15 protein-coding genes are annotated in these 16,338 nt (G+C 35.6%); 11 read left to right on the forward strand and 4 right to left on the reverse strand.

Translation table 11 applies throughout. The annotated features are described in order from the left end of the window. Positions 1-48 precede the first annotated feature (48 nt). Genes ACIEHO_RS01530 through tsaB form a run of 6 tightly spaced genes read left to right on the forward strand, consistent with a single transcriptional unit; the run spans position 49 to position 6,374 of the window. The gene (locus tag ACIEHO_RS01530) at positions 49-750 is read left to right on the forward strand and encodes an ABC transporter ATP-binding protein (RefSeq protein ID WP_406967933.1); all 702 of its coding nucleotides are present in this window, start codon (positions 49-51) and stop codon (positions 748-750) included. Then, positions 743-1,972 (forward strand): ABC transporter permease, encoded by a 1,230-nt coding sequence (locus ACIEHO_RS01535; protein ID WP_406967935.1) that lies wholly within the window; start codon positions 743-745, stop codon positions 1,970-1,972. Before ACIEHO_RS01530 ends, ACIEHO_RS01535 begins: the two co-directional genes overlap by 8 nt. Positions 1,973-1,974: 2 nt before the next feature. Further along, positions 1,975-3,219 carry an ABC transporter permease gene (locus tag ACIEHO_RS01540; protein ID WP_406967937.1) on the forward strand — a complete coding sequence of 415 codons (1,245 nt, stop codon included), beginning with the start codon at positions 1,975-1,977 and terminating at the stop codon, positions 3,217-3,219. A 12-nt stretch (positions 3,220-3,231) separates the two neighbouring features. Then, positions 3,232-4,353 (forward strand): efflux RND transporter periplasmic adaptor subunit, encoded by a 1,122-nt coding sequence (locus tag ACIEHO_RS01545; protein WP_406967939.1) that lies wholly within the window; start codon positions 3,232-3,234, stop codon positions 4,351-4,353. Further along, positions 4,346-5,695: a TolC family protein gene (locus ACIEHO_RS01550; RefSeq protein ID WP_406967941.1), complete on the forward strand. Its 1,350-nt coding sequence runs from the start codon at positions 4,346-4,348 to the stop codon at positions 5,693-5,695. The genes ACIEHO_RS01545 and ACIEHO_RS01550 overlap by 8 nt, the downstream gene beginning before the upstream one ends. Before the next feature lie 7 nt (positions 5,696-5,702). Then, positions 5,703-6,374 carry a tRNA (adenosine(37)-N6)-threonylcarbamoyltransferase complex dimerization subunit type 1 TsaB gene (gene tsaB / locus ACIEHO_RS01555; RefSeq protein WP_406967943.1) on the forward strand — a complete coding sequence of 224 codons (672 nt, stop codon included), beginning with the start codon at positions 5,703-5,705 and terminating at the stop codon, positions 6,372-6,374. Between the two features lie 52 nt (positions 6,375-6,426). Here the strand turns inward: tsaB and ACIEHO_RS01560 are convergent, their stop codons facing one another. The 3 genes from ACIEHO_RS01560 to ACIEHO_RS01570 all read right to left on the reverse strand — a co-directional run bounded on the left by ACIEHO_RS01560 (position 6,427) and on the right by ACIEHO_RS01570 (position 8,660). Then, the gene (locus ACIEHO_RS01560; protein WP_406967945.1) at positions 6,427-7,242 is read right to left on the reverse strand and encodes a mechanosensitive ion channel family protein; all 816 of its coding nucleotides are present in this window, start codon (positions 7,240-7,242) and stop codon (positions 6,427-6,429) included. A 45-nt stretch (positions 7,243-7,287) separates the two neighbouring features. Further along, entirely contained in the window at positions 7,288-7,641 is a 354-nt protein-coding gene (locus tag ACIEHO_RS01565; protein WP_406967947.1) for a DUF1304 domain-containing protein, read from the reverse strand. Positions 7,642-7,757: 116 nt separating this feature from the next. After that, a complete protein-coding gene (locus ACIEHO_RS01570; RefSeq protein WP_406967949.1) occupies positions 7,758-8,660 on the reverse strand; it encodes a NifU family protein in 903 nt (300 codons plus the stop codon). 173 nt (positions 8,661-8,833) lie between these two features. Here ACIEHO_RS01570 and ACIEHO_RS01575 point away from each other — a divergent pair, with 173 nt between their 5' ends. After that, on the forward strand, positions 8,834-9,841 hold the full coding sequence (locus tag ACIEHO_RS01575) for a PorP/SprF family type IX secretion system membrane protein (protein ID WP_406967951.1): 1,008 nt from the start codon (positions 8,834-8,836) through the stop codon (positions 9,839-9,841). 148 nt (positions 9,842-9,989) lie between these two features. Next, entirely contained in the window at positions 9,990-12,368 is a 2,379-nt protein-coding gene (locus tag ACIEHO_RS01580) for a GAF domain-containing protein (protein WP_406967953.1), read from the forward strand. Here the strand turns inward: ACIEHO_RS01580 and ACIEHO_RS01585 are convergent. Beyond that, complete coding sequence (locus ACIEHO_RS01585; protein ID WP_406967955.1) at positions 12,358-13,635, reverse strand: Pycsar system effector family protein; 1,278 nt, start codon at positions 13,633-13,635, stop codon at positions 12,358-12,360. The genes ACIEHO_RS01580 and ACIEHO_RS01585 overlap by 11 nt on opposite strands. A gap of 150 nt (positions 13,636-13,785) precedes the next feature. On the opposite strand from ACIEHO_RS01585, the gene msrB reads away from it, so the two are divergent. Genes msrB through ACIEHO_RS01600 form a run of 3 tightly spaced genes read left to right on the forward strand, consistent with a single transcriptional unit; the run spans position 13,786 to position 16,338 of the window. Further along, positions 13,786-14,247 (forward strand): peptide-methionine (R)-S-oxide reductase MsrB, encoded by a 462-nt coding sequence (gene msrB / locus ACIEHO_RS01590; RefSeq protein WP_406967957.1) that lies wholly within the window; start codon positions 13,786-13,788, stop codon positions 14,245-14,247. After that, on the forward strand, positions 14,237-14,779 hold the full coding sequence (msrA, locus tag ACIEHO_RS01595; RefSeq protein ID WP_406967959.1) for a peptide-methionine (S)-S-oxide reductase MsrA: 543 nt from the start codon (positions 14,237-14,239) through the stop codon (positions 14,777-14,779). The genes msrB and msrA overlap by 11 nt, the downstream gene beginning before the upstream one ends. Then, positions 14,776-16,338 (forward strand): protein adenylyltransferase SelO, encoded by a 1,563-nt coding sequence (locus ACIEHO_RS01600; RefSeq protein WP_406967961.1) that lies wholly within the window; start codon positions 14,776-14,778, stop codon positions 16,336-16,338. Before msrA ends, ACIEHO_RS01600 begins: the two co-directional genes overlap by 4 nt.

A 16,338-nucleotide genomic window follows, 5' to 3' on the forward strand; every position in this document is an offset into this window, starting at 1 on the left:
AGATAGTCTAACTTTTAAATTATTGGGTTAGTTAAATAAACCAAGGTTATGTTAAAAATTCATCAGCTTCACAAATCCTATCCTATAGGTGATTCTAGTTTACATGTATTAAAAGGTATCGATCTTAATGTTGAAGAGGGCGAAATGGTTGCCATTATGGGGTCTTCTGGCTCCGGAAAGTCCACTCTTTTAAATATTATAGGCATGTTGGACGAAGCCGATTCGGGAGAATATGTTTTAGATGGACTACCAATAAAAAACCTTACCGAAAAAAAAGCCGCTGTTTACCGAAATAAATTTTTAGGTTTTATTTTTCAATCTTTCAATCTTATAAATTACAAGAATGCCTTAGAAAATGTAGCACTACCGTTGTATTATCAAGGAATGAAGCGTAAAGAGCGTCAAGAAAAGGCGCTTTTTCATTTGGAAAAGGTTGGCTTAGCTGATTGGGCGCAACATTTACCAAAGGAATTATCAGGCGGCCAAAATCAACGTGTCGCCATTGCTAGGGCGCTGGCAGCAAATCCTAAATTACTTCTTGCCGATGAACCTACAGGAGCATTAGATACCAAAACCTCGTATGAAATCATGGAGTTTATACAACAGTTAAACGATGAGGGAAAAACCATTTTAATGGTAACCCACGAGGAAGATATTGCCAATATGTGTAAGCGTATTGTGAGACTGCGTGATGGGATAATAATGGAAGATAAAAAAGTAAATCAAGTAAGAGCGGGTCAACATGTTTGATTTAGACCTTTGGCGAGAAATATTCCAAAGTATTAATAAAAACAGAACCAGAAGTTTGCTTTCTGGTTTTACGGTGTCTTTTGCTATTCTTTTATTTGCCATTCTATTTGGTATCGCCAATGGGCTACAAAACTATTTCGCTGAAGCCTTTGGTACTGATGCTAATAATTCCATAGTTATTTATCCTGGCAGAACAACCAAAGCGCATGACGGACTTCAAGCGGGAAGACAAATTCGATTTAAAAACGAAGACCACGATTTTATATTGGACGAATTTGGCGAAAAGGTGCAGTACATTACCAGTAAGGTAAATAAAAATGTTACAGCCACTTTCAAAGGAGAAAAGAACAGTTACCAAATGCGCGCCGTACATCCAGAATACATGTTTATCGAGAATAATGTAGTGAGTGAGGGCCGTTATATAAACCAAAACGATTTAAGTAATAAAACTAAAGTGGCCGTAATTGGCAATGTGGTTAACGACGAATTATTTTTAAAAGAAACCGCCATTGGGAAGTACATTAGTTTAAACGGTATTTCTTTTAAAGTAGTTGGTGTTTTTACAGACGATGAAGGTGACAATGAAGAACGCGTAATCTACGTACCGCTTTCTACAGCACAGTTTTTGTACGGGAATAACGATTTTATCGACTTCATGCATCTAACCTATAACCCAGAAATGAACGGCAATGAGGCTTTGGCCTTCGGAAATGCGATTACAAGAAAAATGAAAGAACGTTTTTCTGTGGCCAGAAGTGATCAACGTGCTATTAGAGTTCAAAATATGGCACAAGCTACTAAACAAGTAGATATGATGACTTATGGGTTAACCATAATTATTTTGGTAATAGGCTTTGGTACTTTAATTGCGGGAGTGGTAGGTATTAGCAATATCATGATTTTTATTGTAAAAGAAAGAACCAAAGAAATTGGTATCAGAAAAGCACTGGGCGCTACACCAAAATCCATTGTATCTATTATTTTAATTGAATCTATACTAATTACCGCGGCTGCAGGTTATGTAGGCTTATTAATTGGGGTTGGCGTTTTAGAATGGGTGGCTCCATATTTGGAACAATACTTTATAAAGAATCCTGGCGTAAGTAATAATTTGGTTATTGGCGCTACCATTGTATTAATAATTGCTGGAGCCATTGCCGGTTATGTGCCGGCAAAAAGGGCTTCCAAAATTAAACCCATTGTAGCACTAAGAAACGATTAGCGATGTTTAGATTTTTACTAGATAGAGATACATGGCAAGAAGTTTTTGATAGCTTCAATAAAAACAAACTCCGTTCTATTTTAACCATGGTTGGTGTTTGGTGGGGCATATTATTGCTCATTGGTTTACTGGGTTCGGCTAGAGGTTTAGAAAATGCTTTTAACCGAATCTTTGGCGATTTCGCTACCAATAGTGTTTTTATAATGGGTAGTGCAACGGGTAAACCGTTTAAAGGTTTTCAGGAAGGTAGGCGCGTACAGTTAACCTTAGCGGACATTAAAAAAGTTGAAGATAATGTTGAGGGTATTGAATTTGTAGTTCCTAGAAATATGAATCAAGGGCTTGTTGTTAGAAACTTTCTTTCTGGAAACTTCAATGTTATGGGTGATTATCCGGTGTTAGATAAAGTGCAAAAAAAGAAACTGGTGCATGGTCGCTTTATCAACCGAAACGATATCGACGACCATAAAAAAGTAGCGGTAATTTCAGAAAGTATTTACAAACAACTTTTTGAAAAAGATGAAAATCCTATCGGGGAATACATACAGATAAATAATATTAATTATATGGTGATTGGTATGTATGATCAGGGTAATGTTAATTTTGGTCCGAGTGAAGACATTCACATACCGTTTACCACTTTTCAGCAAGTTTACAACCAAGGCGAAAAAATTGGTTTTTTTATGATTACAGGAAAGCCCGAGTTTGATATTCAACAGATTGAAGAGGATGCTCTATTGTTGTTGCGAAACTTAAACAACGTCCATCCTGAAGACAAAAGAGCTTTCAGAAGTTTTAATATAGGAAAAGAGTTCGCCAAGGTTACGGGCTTTTTAACAGGAATGCAGTTTTTAACATGGTTCGTGGGTTTAGCTACTTTATTGGCTGGTGTTTTTGCTATTGGCAATATTTTATTGATAACCGTAAAAGAACGTACCAAAGAAATTGGTGTACGCAGGGCATTAGGAGCTACGCCCTTCGAAATAAAAAGACAAATCGTAATCGAAGCCGTTTTTTTAACCTTGGTGGCTGGTTTTTTCGGAATCATAACAGGAGGTGGGATTCTTATTTTGTTGGATTATTTCTTTGGGCAAGGGGAGGATGCAGCGCTTGTAAACGCATCGGTATCTATAGCAGTAGTTTTTATTGCGCTAGTTATATCTGTGGCTTTAGGAATATTAATTGGTCTCATTCCTGCATTTAAAGCTACTAGTGTAAAACCAATTGAAGCATTAAGAGAAGAATAAACAATCAAAAAAATGAACAAAACAGCAAAGATTATTTTAGTATTGGTGGCTGTAATAGCACTGGCATTTGTGTTGAAGTATTTTAAGGATGCCAATTCAGATGATATTATAGATTATAAGGTGGAAGCGCCTTTTTATACATCTATTAATACCAAGGCTGTTGCAACAGGCAAGCTTAACCCAGAAGAAGAAATTGAACTAAAGCCCCAAATTTCGGGTATAGTTGATGAGATTCTGGTTGAAGAAGGCGATGTGGTAAAAAAAGGCGATTTAATTGCAAAAATCAGGGTAGTACCCAACGAGCAAAGTTTGGTAAGTGCCAAAAGTAGAATTTCTTCTACAAAACTGTCTTTTGATAATGCCAAAACCTTGTACAATCGTAATAAAGCTCTGTTTGAAAAAGGTGTAATTTCAAAACAAGATTTTGAAAATAGCGAACTATCGTATAATCAAGCCAAAGAGACTATGGCACAAGCGCAAAACGATTACCAGATAATTAGGCGAGGCTCCATTTCTGGTGGCAGTTCGGCGAACACAAATATTGTGGCTCAAATTCAAGGAACTATTTTAGAAATCCCCGTTAGGGAAGGTGATCAGGTTATTCAAAGCAATAACTTTAATGCTGGAACAACCATTGCTACGATTGCAGATATGAGTCAAATGATTTTTGAAGGAAAAGTAGACGAGGCCGAAGTAGGCAAGCTAAAAGAGGGTAAAGAGATAAAAGTGATTTTGGGTGCGATAAAAGATAAAGAGTTTCCAGCCATATTAACATTTGTAGCACCAAAGGGAATTGAAGAAAATGGAGCCGTACAGTTTACCATTAAGGCTGATGTGAAAATTCATTCCGACGTAAATATAAGGGCGGGTTACAGTGCCAATGCGGAAATGGATTTAGAAAGCAAAGATAGTGTATTGGCTATTCGAGAGGCCTTACTTCAATATAACCGAATTACCGAAAAGCCATTTGTTGAAGTTTTGAAAGACGATAATAAATTCAAAAAAGAGAATGTAGAATTGGGTATTTCAGATGGTATTAATGTTGAAATTAAAGAAGGTGTTAATGAGGGTGACAAAATAAAAGTTTGGAACAAAGCATCAAAAGACAACAATGGAGATGGAGACAATGGATAAAACTAGAATAAAACAAGTCATACTATTTGTAGGTCTTTTTTGGTCTATACTGTCTATTGCGCAACAAAAAAAATGGACTTTACAAGAGTGTGTATATTATGCAATAGAGAATAATATATCGGTGCAGCAAGCTATGCTAGACCAAAATTTAGCAGATTTAGATAAAGAACAGGCGGTATATAACTTTTTGCCCAATTTGAATTCCAATGCATCATATAATATAAATACTGGAGCTAATATTAATCCTGCAACCAACCAATTTGAAAATTCAACTTTCCAGTCATCTTCCGGAGGCATAAGTTCTGGAATCAATATTTTTTCAGGTCTTCAAAATTGGAAAAATCTTCAGCGCGCCAAACTTAATAAAATAGCAGCTAGTTATCAGCTAGATAAAATGAAAGACGATATCTCACTTTTTGTAGCTAATTCGTTTTTACAAATTTTGGCCAATAAAGAACGCCTTAGAGTATTGCAAGGACAAAACAAAATAACGAAGGAAAATATAAAAAATACAGTCCAACTGGTAGAATCTGGGGTTTTGCCAAAAGGTGATTTATTGGAGATTAAGGCCACCGATGCGACACAGCAGCAACAGATTATTCAAGCAGAGAGCGCTCTTTTTATTTCAAAATTAGGTTTGGCACAAACCCTTCAATTGGAAAACTATGAAACTTTTGATGTTGTTGATATGGATTATGACTTGGTACCCAATACCATGTTATCTAAAAACCCAAAAGAGATTGTTGAGAAAGCCAAGGAAACTGTCAATGATTTAAAAATAGCAACGTCTAACTTAGATTTGGCCAAAAAGAATTTAGAAATAGCAAAGTCTAGCTATTACCCAACAATTTCAGGATTTGTAAGTTATAATGCGCGTTGGTCCAGTTCGCAAACCAATCCCTTTACTGGGGAAGAAATTAATTTTATAGACCAATTGTATTTATTCGATGGTACGGCTGTTGGATTACGTCTTAATGTTCCAATTTTTAATCAGTTTAACACTAGAAACAGTGTAAAGCGTAGTAAAATTAATATAAGCCGCTTGGAAAACCAGGCAAAGCAGGTCGAACTCGATTTAGAGTCTAAAGTTTATCAGGCGTATAATGATGCCCAAAATGCAAAAAAAGCCTATGATGCTGCTTTAAAGGTTGAGGAAGCTAGACAATTAGCCTTCAATTATGCGCAAGAACGTTATGATTTAGGTTTGTCCAATGCCTTTGATTTGAACCAATCCCGTATTTTGTTTGATAATGCACAATCGGATGTTATTCGAACCAAATTCGATTATATTTTTGGGATAAAGGTATTAGAGTTTTATTTTGGCATCTCTATAATAAATTAAACGCACCATGAGCTACATCCTCAACATAGAAACCGCAACCACAAATTGCTCAGTATCCATTTCTAAAGATGGCGAAACCATAGTTTTAAAAGAAGACAATGATAAAAGTTATTCGCACGCCGAAAGACTTCACGTTTATATTGATGCCGCACTAAAGGAAGCTAAAATTACCCCTGAAGATTTGTCGGCTATAGCCATCAGCAAAGGCCCTGGCTCTTACACGGGTTTACGAATTGGAGTATCGGCAGCTAAAGGTCTTTGTTTCGCGCTGGACAAGCCACTAATTTCGGTGCCAACTTTGGAGGCTTTGGCACATAAAGTAAATCAAAAAGACGGTATTATTGTACCAATGCTTGATGCGAGAAGAATGGAGGTCTATTCTGCAATATTCGACTCAAATTATTATGAAATAAGGGAAACCCAAGCACAGATTTTAGATGAAAATGCTTTCGCGGAATATTTACAACGAGGTAAAGTATATTTTGTTGGCAATGGCGTTGAAAAAACTAAATTGCTATTAAATCATGACAATGCTGTTTTCGTTGAAAATGAACTACCTTCTGCCAACGAAATGAGCAGAATTGCTTATAGTAAATATCAAAAAAATAACATGGAAGATGTTGCTTATTTTGAACCTTATTATTTAAAAGATTTTGTTGCACTAAAATCAAAAAAATAACCCCATTGCATATGGTATACAATAGGGTTTTAATTAATTGTTTTTTGTCTTATTATCCTTGTTTGTGTATTTCAACTTGATGTGGATAAGGAATTTCAATTCCGGTAGCATCAAGAGCTTCTTTTACATTTTCAGTAACGTCAAAATACACGGTCCAGTAATCTTCAGTTTTACACCATGGTCTTGTCGCAAAATTTACCGAGCTGTCTGCTAGTTCCAGAACAGTAACGCCTGGAGCAGGGTCTTTTAATACTTTTGGGTGCGATGTAAGAACATTCATTATTACCTCTTTGGTTTTCTTGATGTCAGCATCATAACTCACACCAAAAACCAAGTCCACTCGGCGTGTGCCCTCAGTTGTGTAGTTTACAATATTACCGTTTGAAAGCGAACCGTTGGGAATAATAATTTCCTTGTTAGACAAACCAGTTAATTTGGTAGTGAAAATTTCAATTTCCTTAACGACTCCAATTTCACCTTGGGCTTCAATCAAATCACCAATTTTAAAAGGTTTGAAAATCATGATTAAAACTCCACCAGCAAAATTACCCAGCGAACCTTGAAGCGCTAAACCAATGGCTAAACCAGCAGCGGCAATAATGGCTGCAAATGATGTAGTTTCAACACCTACAGTACCTAGTACTACAATAATCAAAACAATCTTTAAAATCCAACCTAAAAGATTCATTAAGAATTTTTGGAGACTTTCGTCGTAGTTTTGTTTGGTCATGACACTTCGTGTGGCCTTTATCAGTTTTTTTATTAACCAAGAGCCAATAATCCATATAAGAATAGCACCGATTATTTTTAAACCATAATCGGCTGCTAAGTCTATCCATTTTTCTGTATCTACGTTTTCTAAATCCATAAAGTATTAAGTTAATTATTAGTTATATAATGAGATTGTTAATTTTTAAAAATAACAGCTTGCTAATGCTAGAGTTGCAGGTATAGCTTGAATATAAAACAATTTTATTTGCTTTGTTGAGTAAGACCCATAAATACCGGCAATTGTCACACATACTAGAAAAAAAATGGCGATACTTTTATCTTTTTGAATTATTGAATAAATAAGGCCACTAGCCAAAAAACCATTATATAGCCCTTGATTAGCCGCCAAAACTTTAGTTTCTTCAGCAAATTCTTTTGATTTTAATCCAAACGTCTTGATACCTTGTGGCTTGGTCCAAAGAAACATTTCCAAGATTAAAAAATAGATGTGCTCTAAGGCAACCAATACAACCAAAAAGATAGTGAAAACTGTCATTTTTATGTGATATTTTCAAAGTTAATTAAAACTTATAGAAAGCGATCTGGAAAAGATCGCTTTCTATAAGTTCCTTTCGGATGTTTTATATTTTAGAAAAATCAAAGCACAAAAAGTTATCCATTTATGGCTTCAACCATTTCAACTTTTCCTGGCAGCATTTGTTTTAGCATGTTTTCAATGCCACTTTTTAAAGTAAGTGTTGAAGATGGGCAGCCACTGCAAGCGCCTTGAAGCATAACGCTTACATTCTTGGTGTCCTCGTCATACGAAATAAATTGGATGTTTCCGCCGTCACTGGCTACAGCCGGTTTTACATATTCTTCTAGTATGTTTATGATTTCTTTCGAAGTATCATCTAAACCATCAAAACGCCTGTCAAGTTGTACAGTCGATTTATCCAAGGATTCGGCAGCATTAGGAGCCACAACTTCTTTTCCGTTTTCAATATAGTTTTTTATGAACTCCCTAAGTTGTATGGTAATGTCTTGCCATTCCGTAATATCATATTTTGTAATCGAAACATAATTTTCGTCCAGAAAAACACTCTTTACAAAAGGAAAATGAAATAATTCTGTAGCCAATGGCGATAGCTTTGCCTCCTCAATTGATGTAAATTCAAATAGGGTATTTACAATTTTCTTGTTAGACACAAACTTCATAACTGCTGGGTTAGGAGTACTCTCGGCATAAACGGTTACAGGTACTTTTTTTGGCGCAGCTTCTTCTTCAACCACAACACCTCCATCATTTAAATAAGCCTCAATTTGTTCGGCTACTTCATCCTGTACGTCATTCCATTCCACAATGTTGTATCGCTCAACCGCAATAAAGTTGCTGGTTATATATACTTTTTTAACAAATGGCAAATAAAATAACTGTTGTGCCAATGGTGAATGTTTAGCTTCATCAATGTTATTAAACTCAAAACTTTGCTGTTTAGTAACAAACTGGTTTATTTCAAATTTTATAATGGCATTATTTGATGTTTCTTGCACAGAAACTTTGTAAGTGTTCATTTTAGCGAATTTTTTACAAAAATACTAAAAGAAAACATTAGATATCATATATTTGAGTTTTGTTGTATGTTTTAATAGCATAAAACAAATATAAAAACAGCGCAATTTTTAAGGTTTAATGTTTTGATTGTTAAAGTGTTTTTATAAAACCAAGCCTACTTGATGAAACTATTATGAAACTAAGAACTCTTTTTTTAGCCGTAACGTTCTTGTTATGCTCCAAACTAGCTACATCGCAGGAGGGGTTGCCAATATATACAGATTATCTAACTGATAACTATTACTTAATCCACCCTTCTATGGCTGGTGCAGCCAATTGTTCTAAGGTTAGACTCACAGGTAGGCAACAATGGTTTGGGCAAGATGATGCGCCAAAATTGTTAACCTTAAGTATGAATGGTAGAATTGGTGAATCGCAATCGGGAATAGGTGGTATTGTTTTTGCCGACAAAAATGGTTATCATTCTCAAAAAGGAGCTTATGCTACTTATGCGCATCATTTAATGTTTTCAAGAAGTGAGGCTGATTTAAATATGTTATCGTTTGGCTTAAGTGCTGGTTTTATACAATACCAATTGGATGAAACATCATTTTTAAACGGTGCTCCCATACCGGATCCAATAATTAGTGGTACTGTACAGAACGAAACTAATTTTAATATAGATTTTGGCTTCTCGTATCACTTTCTTAATTTTTATGCGCATGCCACTGTAAAAAATGTTCTGAATAATTCGGGGGTAAATGACAATATTGAAATTACCAGTAATTTAAGACGTTATTTATTGTCGACAGGTTACGTATTTAATAAACTTGGAAGTAGTTGGAGTTTCGAGCCTTCCGTGATGCTTCAATACAGAGATTTAACTGAAGAGGCTGCTATCGATATTAATGCTAAGGCTTATAAAGAGATGGACTTCGGAACGTTATGGGGAGGTTTATCTTATAGAAATAGTTTTGACGGTGCCGAGTTCTCCACTGGGAATGGAGTTGATAGCCAAAGGTTACAACAAATAACTCCAATTCTGGGCATTGATTATAACCAGTTTATGTTTGCTTACACTTACACGTATCAAACCAATTCTGTAGTATTTACAAACGGTGGTTTCCACCAGTTAACATTAGGGTATAACTTTAATTGTAGTCCTAAACGTTATGCGTGTCACTGCCCAGCGGTAAACTAGTCTTTTTATTTTTTTAGAAAAAGTTCCATAATACTTAAGAGTTTCTAATTCAACAGATTTTAAACCTAACAATTTTGGCGTTAGTAAGTCTAAATCATATCGACTAACCCAATATTTCGTAATTTTGTTTTACAAGAACTTTCATTTTATGGATATTAATAATGATATCGAATCACCATTATTGCTAAAGGTTAGTTTTAACAAGTTGTTAGAGCGTTACGAAACCTTGGCAAGAGGTGAAAATGAGTATGTCGCAGCGAAGGCAAAACGTATTTTGAAAAGTGTTGAGGGTTATCCTGAGCTACGCAATGGCTTTAGTGAATTTTCCATTTTAAAAGAACGCGCCAAAGAAATAGCTTTTGTTCTTCAAGACACTTTTAGCCCACTTTTAACGAACAATGAAATTAAAACGGCTTCGGTACCCTTGCACAATTTGATTTTCAATTCTTCAGAACGTTTTAAAAATATTATAAACTCTGCAGGTGATAATTTTGAACTTCAAATAAAAAATATGCCTCAAGATGATACGTATATCATCGCCTGTACTATTATTTTAAGTTTTTGTTACGGTTATAATCTTAATTTTAAGAGACCATTCTTTTACGAAATACCTGACGTCAATGGCATAATGCGCTATTATAAAATTTTGTACAATGGCGATTTCTGTGAAATTATCAGAACCGATAAGGCCAAGGAAATTACAGAGGCTGACTTCGACGAATTATTGGATAACTTTGAGAACATCGATTTGTGGCGAGAAAAATTTCCTCCACAGAGTTATATTTTCAAGGGCTTTGTAATTTCTAATATTTTTGAAGTTACCGACGACCAATCTATATCTAATATAAAATCGAGTCTTATTGTAGGGGGCAAGCGTAAGGATGAAGGTTTTATGGAGAACTTTCAGGAAATTTTCCGTTCGTTATTAGGAATTAAAGACATAAGAGCTGGATTTTCCATTTTTAACAAAGCGGAGGATATATTTGAGTGCGTACATGGTTCTGGAATGCACAGTTTTTTGCTCGGGAATAACGATAATGCAAAATGTTTAGAGGTATTGTGCAGTTGGTCATACAATACTTTAATGACTGAAAAAAAATATGTAACCGTATCTAATGTCGATAAGGTTTTTGAAAGCTCAGAACGACACCCACCACATATACTACGATTACATGAGCAAGGTATAAAAAGTGCGATTTTTGCACCCATTGCCAATAGTGATGGGGTAATGGGGGTATTGGAAATTGTATCGACTCAACCTATGGCACTCAACAGTATAAACGCCAATAAATTGGTTGATGTTATGCCATTTATAGTTTCGGCTGTAGAACGTTCTAAAAACGAAGAACAAAATACCATTGAAGCTGTAATCCAGCAGGAATGTACTTCAATTCACTCCAGTGTTTATTGGAAGTTTGTCACTGCGGCACGTCAGTTTTTAAAGGATAAGATGGAAATTGGAAGTAATGCAGTATTCCAAGAAATAGTTTTTGAAGACATATATCCATTATTCGGACAAATTGATGTAAAAGGGTCTTCTGATGCTAGAAATTCTGCCACCCAAAAAGATTTAATGTTACAATTGTCGTTAGCAGAAAAAATCGTTTCACAAATAAATGAAACCGAGCCTTTGCTAATTTATGAAGAAGTCTTGTTTCAAATATCCAGTTTTGTCGATAATTTAAAAACAAATTTTAAAGTTGATAGCGAGCACAGTGTAATAGCTTTTTTTAAAAAAGATATTGATCCTTTATTTAAATTCCAGTTAAACAAAAATGAGGGTTTAAAGGAGGAAATTGAAGATTACTTTAGTAAGATGGATAGTGATCTAAACCTGATTTATTACTATCGAAAAAACTATGATGAAACCATAATGCTCATCAATAAAAATATGGCATCGGTTTTAGATGAAAAACAGAAAGATGCTCAAGGCATGTACCCGCATTATTTTGAACGATATAAAACTGATGGAGTAGAACATAACATGTACATAGGTGAGGCCATTACCAAAACAGTCAGTTTTAATCCCATTTATTTATATAATTTAAGATTATGGCAGTTGCAGGTTATGTGCGAAATGGAAAATGAGTATTACAGCAACCAACATTTGTACCCAGTTAACCTAGATGTAGCATCCATGATTTTAGTGTTTAATCAACCATTATCCATAAGGTTTAGAATGGATGAAAAACAATTTGATGTAGATGGCACTTACAATGCCCGTTATGAAGTGGTGAAAAAACGTGTAGATAAAGCCTTTATAAAAGGCACTCAAGAGCGTATTACCCAAAACGGAAAAATAGCCATTGTATATTCACAAAAAGAAGACGAAGAGGAATATTTAAGATATATCAAGTTTTTGCAAAGCAAAAATTTTTTAAACGAAGACGTTGAGGTTCTTGAACTTGAAAATTTGCAAGGGGTTACAGGTTTAAAAGCTTTAAGAGTTGGTATTCTTTATCATGATAAAGATGACAATAAAACATTTTACACCTACGATGACCTTATGAAGGAAATTAAAGCCTAAATATTTTCTGGCTGGGGTTTTCTTTGTCGGCTTCAAGATTATGGGAAGGCAGTGGAGGCTCCTCTGGTAAAACATCTTCAATTTCGGCTCCATTACTTTTCAATGCTACTCCGAACGAAATAACAGAAACAATCATGCCTATCATAAAAATGGTATAGGTAATTCTTAAAATTCTATATTTTCGCTCCAGCACTTTTCCTAAAAAATAAAGGTCTTTGGTAAGCGAGCTATAAACGTAATTTTTGTCCTTTAAAAGTTCACTCACCGCCCATTCAAATTCTTTAAGCTCCATTTTATGGAAGTTTCCAAAAAAGGTGAGATTAACCTCTTTATTGGCTACATCTTCTTTGGTGAATTCGCCGCTAGTTACATTTGGCCGTGTTGCAATAATAGACAGTACCATGGAGATTATGCACGATAGCGTAAAAATTGCAGTCGGATAAATTAAATAGGGGTTAGTGTCAAGTTTAGAAATTAAATTGGCTAAAACCAACGAAATAATGATGGCGTTTACCGAAAGCAAAATATTGGCTTTGGTATCGGCAATATCACTCAATTTAATGTGGTTTCTTAAAGCTACCCTATAAAATGTTTGTATACCACGCTCGGGGCTTTCATTTTTGTATTGCGCCTTATATTTGGCTTTCATTTCCTCCTTCTTAAGGTTTCTCTTCTGTTTTTTTATCGTTTTTTTTAGTTTAGATAGGTTTTTCTCCTTTTGCTTTTGCCAGTTTTTCAAGGCATAATCTGTGTAAAACTGATGGTTTTTTGTAAGAACCTTAATGTTCTCTCTAAGCCATTCTGACGGTGTGTAAGTTTCAATTCCTTGAATTTCTAGCTCTTTTCTTAGAAATTCGCTAGCCTCAAAAAAATATTCCTTACCAAAATGCGAGGAATCTGCATCTCGTATTATTTTACCCAACTCGTTGTCTGGGGTATTTTTGAATTTGGTTGCAATGATGCACGCGTTAACAGCCTCTATGGTTTCCGGCGCAGTATTGTTTTCTTTTAAAAATGCAGTGGCAATTTTTACGCTTTCCTCTTCATGGTCTTCACGTGTTTTAGTATAGCCAGTATCATGCAGCAATGCCGCAAGCTCTAGTACTTCAGCCTTCTTTTTATTTATATCTGAGTTTTCAATAATTTCACGTGTACTTCGCAAAACGCGCTTGGTATGAATGTAATTATGGTAGTGAAACGTATTATCTAACTCTTCTTTAAATAAATCAAAAACGAATTTTTCGGTAGCTTCAATTAATTTCGACATAAAATGAAATTGGATTATTAACACAAATTACTAAAATTTAAATATATTAAGCATGCTTTATCTATAAAGATTTTGACGGTAAGAAATGTTAGTTGTTTCCGACTTAATCATAGTTAAAGTTGAAATATTAATTAAAAAAAGGAATCTAAAATGCTGACTTGGAAAGATGTGATAAAATTTGCCGTAAATGGAAACCCAAAACCGGATAAACGAATAGAAAAAACCGAGGCCGAATGGGAGAACCAATTATCCCCCGAACAATTTAGAATTACTAGGAAAAAAGGTACTGAGCGACCTCATAGTGGCGAACTTTGTACAACTTATGAAGAAGGTAAATACAGTTGCGTATGTTGTAGCGCACCGCTATTCGATTCTACTATTAAATTTAATTCTGGTACTGGATGGCCTAGTTTTACGCAACCTATAAAAGAAAATGCCATTAAGTACGAAAAAGACAGTTCGTTGGGCATGGTTCGGGTAGAGGTTATGTGTAATACATGCGATGCCCATTTAGGGCATGTTTTTCCCGATGGCCCCGAACCTAATGGTTTAAGGTATTGCATCAATTCTGAGGCCATGCAATTAATAAAGGAAGAAGTAAATGATAAATAAAAATTTAGAAATCGCCACCGTAGGAGGTGGTTGTTTTTGGTGCACCGAAGCAGTGTTTCAAGAAATTAAAGGTGTTGAGACAGTGTTTTCTGGATATTCAGGAGGTAATGCGCCTGGGCATCCAACATATCGCGAGGTTTGCTCTGGTTTAACAGGTCATGCCGAGGTGGTTCAAATTACATTTGACACTAACCTTATTTCGTACGAAGATATTTTGGTTATTTTTATGACTACCCACGACCCAACCACCCTAAATAGACAAGGGGGAGACCACGGTACGCAGTATCGTTCGGTTATTTTTTATCATGATGAAAATCAAAAAGAAATGGCCGAAACCGTCTTAAATAAAGTAGCGTCCTATTATGATGACCCGATAGTTACTGAAATTTCGGCACTGGAAACTTTCTATAAGGCTGAAGATTATCATCAAAACTACTACCGTAACAACACAACTGAAGGCTATTGTAGCTTTGTAATAACACCAAAGTTATCAAAACTAAGAAAGTTACATGCGGATAAATTGAATAAATGAAGCTTAATATAAAAGACAGATTCAACATTGAATTACCTGCCGATTCCATTAAAGAGAATAGTCGCAGGCAGGTGACCAATGCATGTTTCTCTTTTGTCTCACCAAAGCCAACCTCAAATCCAGAATTAATTCATGTTTCGCCAGAAATCTTGGAAAACTTAGGGATAACCAAAGAAGAAGCAAAAACTGAAAAGTTTTTAAATCTATTTACTGGCAACGCCGTATATTCAAATACAAAGCCTTATGCCATGTGCTATGGCGGTCATCAATTTGGTAATTGGGCAGGACAGTTGGGTGATGGGCGTGCCATAAACCTATTCGAAATCGAGCATAAAAATAAACATTGGATGGTTCAGTTGAAAGGCGCCGGCGAAACACCGTATTCGCGATCTGCCGATGGTTTGGCCGTGTTGCGTTCGTCCATTCGGGAGTATTTGTGTAGTGAAGCCATGTTTCATTTGGGTGTGCCCACAACCAGGGCATTGTCTTTGGCTTTAACTGGTGACAATGTGTTAAGAGATGTTATGTATAATGGTAATCCTGCGTACGAAAAAGGCGCAATAGTTACCCGTGTGGCTCCAAGTTTTTTGAGGTTTGGTAGCTATCAAATATTTGCTGCAAGGCAGGATCATGATACACTAAAAACATTAGTTGACTTCACTATAAAGCATCATTTTCCACATTTAGGAAAACCTTCGAAAAGCATCTACATTGATTTTTTTAAAGAGGTCGCCGAACTTACACTCGATATGATTATACATTGGCAACGTGTTGGTTTTGTGCACGGCGTCATGAACACTGATAATATGTCTATTTTGGGATTGACTATTGATTATGGTCCTTATGGTTGGTTAGAAGGTTTTGATTACGGTTGGACGCCCAATACCACCGATGGCCAACACAGACGTTACCGTTACGGTAACCAACCCAACATTGGGCTTTGGAATTTGTACCAGCTGGCTAATGCGCTATACCCTTTAGTGGAAGAAGTGGAGCCCTTTCAAGTCATTTTGGATAGCTATAAGACGGAGTTTGATGCAAAATCTCTAACAATGATGCAAGCTAAATTGGGATTGGTGAAAGAAGATGTTTTCGATAAATCGCTTATTCAAGAATTGGAAGATAATTTGTTGCTTGTCGAAACTGACATGACAATTTTCTTTAGAAATTTAAGCGATTTTGTGCCTCAAAAATCTTCAGAGGGATTAAAAATTATTGAAGATGCCTTTTACAATTTGGATGAACTTTCAGAGGAAATAAAGCAAAAATGGCAAAATTGGTTTAATCGGTATGCATCAAGGCTAGAGCAGGAAGATCTTACCGGCAAACAGCGAAAACAACATATGAATTCCGTCAATCCAAAATACGTGTTGCGAAACTATATGGCACAACTGGCTATTGATGACGCTGATAAAGGTGATTATGGATTAATTGATGAATTATTTAAAATGCTCAAAAACCCTTATGATGAACAACCAGAATACGAAAAATGGTTTGCCAAAAGGCCAGAATGGGCAAGGCATAAGGTGGGTTGTTCCATGTTATCTTGTAGCTCATAA

The organism is Flavisericum labens, assembly GCF_045446075.1.
Taxonomy (GTDB): domain Bacteria; phylum Bacteroidota; class Bacteroidia; order Flavobacteriales; family Flavobacteriaceae; genus Flavisericum; species Flavisericum labens.

Bases quoted from the DNA above. Each gene is read 5' to 3' on its own strand.
- ACIEHO_RS01530 (WP_406967933.1), top strand. From the start codon at position 49: ATGTTAAAAATTCATCAGCTTCACAAATCCTATCCTATAGGTGATTCT.
- ACIEHO_RS01535 (WP_406967935.1), top strand. From the start codon at position 743: ATGTTTGATTTAGACCTTTGGCGAGAAATATTCCAAAGTATTAATAAA.
- ACIEHO_RS01540 (WP_406967937.1), top strand. From the start codon at position 1,975: ATGTTTAGATTTTTACTAGATAGAGATACATGGCAAGAAGTTTTTGAT.
- ACIEHO_RS01545 (WP_406967939.1), top strand. From the start codon at position 3,232: ATGAACAAAACAGCAAAGATTATTTTAGTATTGGTGGCTGTAATAGCA.
- ACIEHO_RS01550 (WP_406967941.1), top strand. From the start codon at position 4,346: ATGGATAAAACTAGAATAAAACAAGTCATACTATTTGTAGGTCTTTTT.
- tsaB (WP_406967943.1), top strand. From the start codon at position 5,703: ATGAGCTACATCCTCAACATAGAAACCGCAACCACAAATTGCTCAGTA.
- ACIEHO_RS01560 (WP_406967945.1), bottom strand. From the start codon at position 7,242: ATGGATTTAGAAAACGTAGATACAGAAAAATGGATAGACTTAGCAGCC.
- ACIEHO_RS01565 (WP_406967947.1), bottom strand. From the start codon at position 7,641: ATGACAGTTTTCACTATCTTTTTGGTTGTATTGGTTGCCTTAGAGCAC.
- ACIEHO_RS01570 (WP_406967949.1), bottom strand. From the start codon at position 8,660: ATGAACACTTACAAAGTTTCTGTGCAAGAAACATCAAATAATGCCATT.
- ACIEHO_RS01575 (WP_406967951.1), top strand. From the start codon at position 8,834: ATGAAACTAAGAACTCTTTTTTTAGCCGTAACGTTCTTGTTATGCTCC.
- ACIEHO_RS01580 (WP_406967953.1), top strand. From the start codon at position 9,990: ATGGATATTAATAATGATATCGAATCACCATTATTGCTAAAGGTTAGT.
- ACIEHO_RS01585 (WP_406967955.1), bottom strand. From the start codon at position 13,635: ATGTCGAAATTAATTGAAGCTACCGAAAAATTCGTTTTTGATTTATTT.
- msrB (WP_406967957.1), top strand. From the start codon at position 13,786: ATGCTGACTTGGAAAGATGTGATAAAATTTGCCGTAAATGGAAACCCA.
- msrA (WP_406967959.1), top strand. From the start codon at position 14,237: ATGATAAATAAAAATTTAGAAATCGCCACCGTAGGAGGTGGTTGTTTT.
- ACIEHO_RS01600 (WP_406967961.1), top strand. From the start codon at position 14,776: ATGAAGCTTAATATAAAAGACAGATTCAACATTGAATTACCTGCCGAT.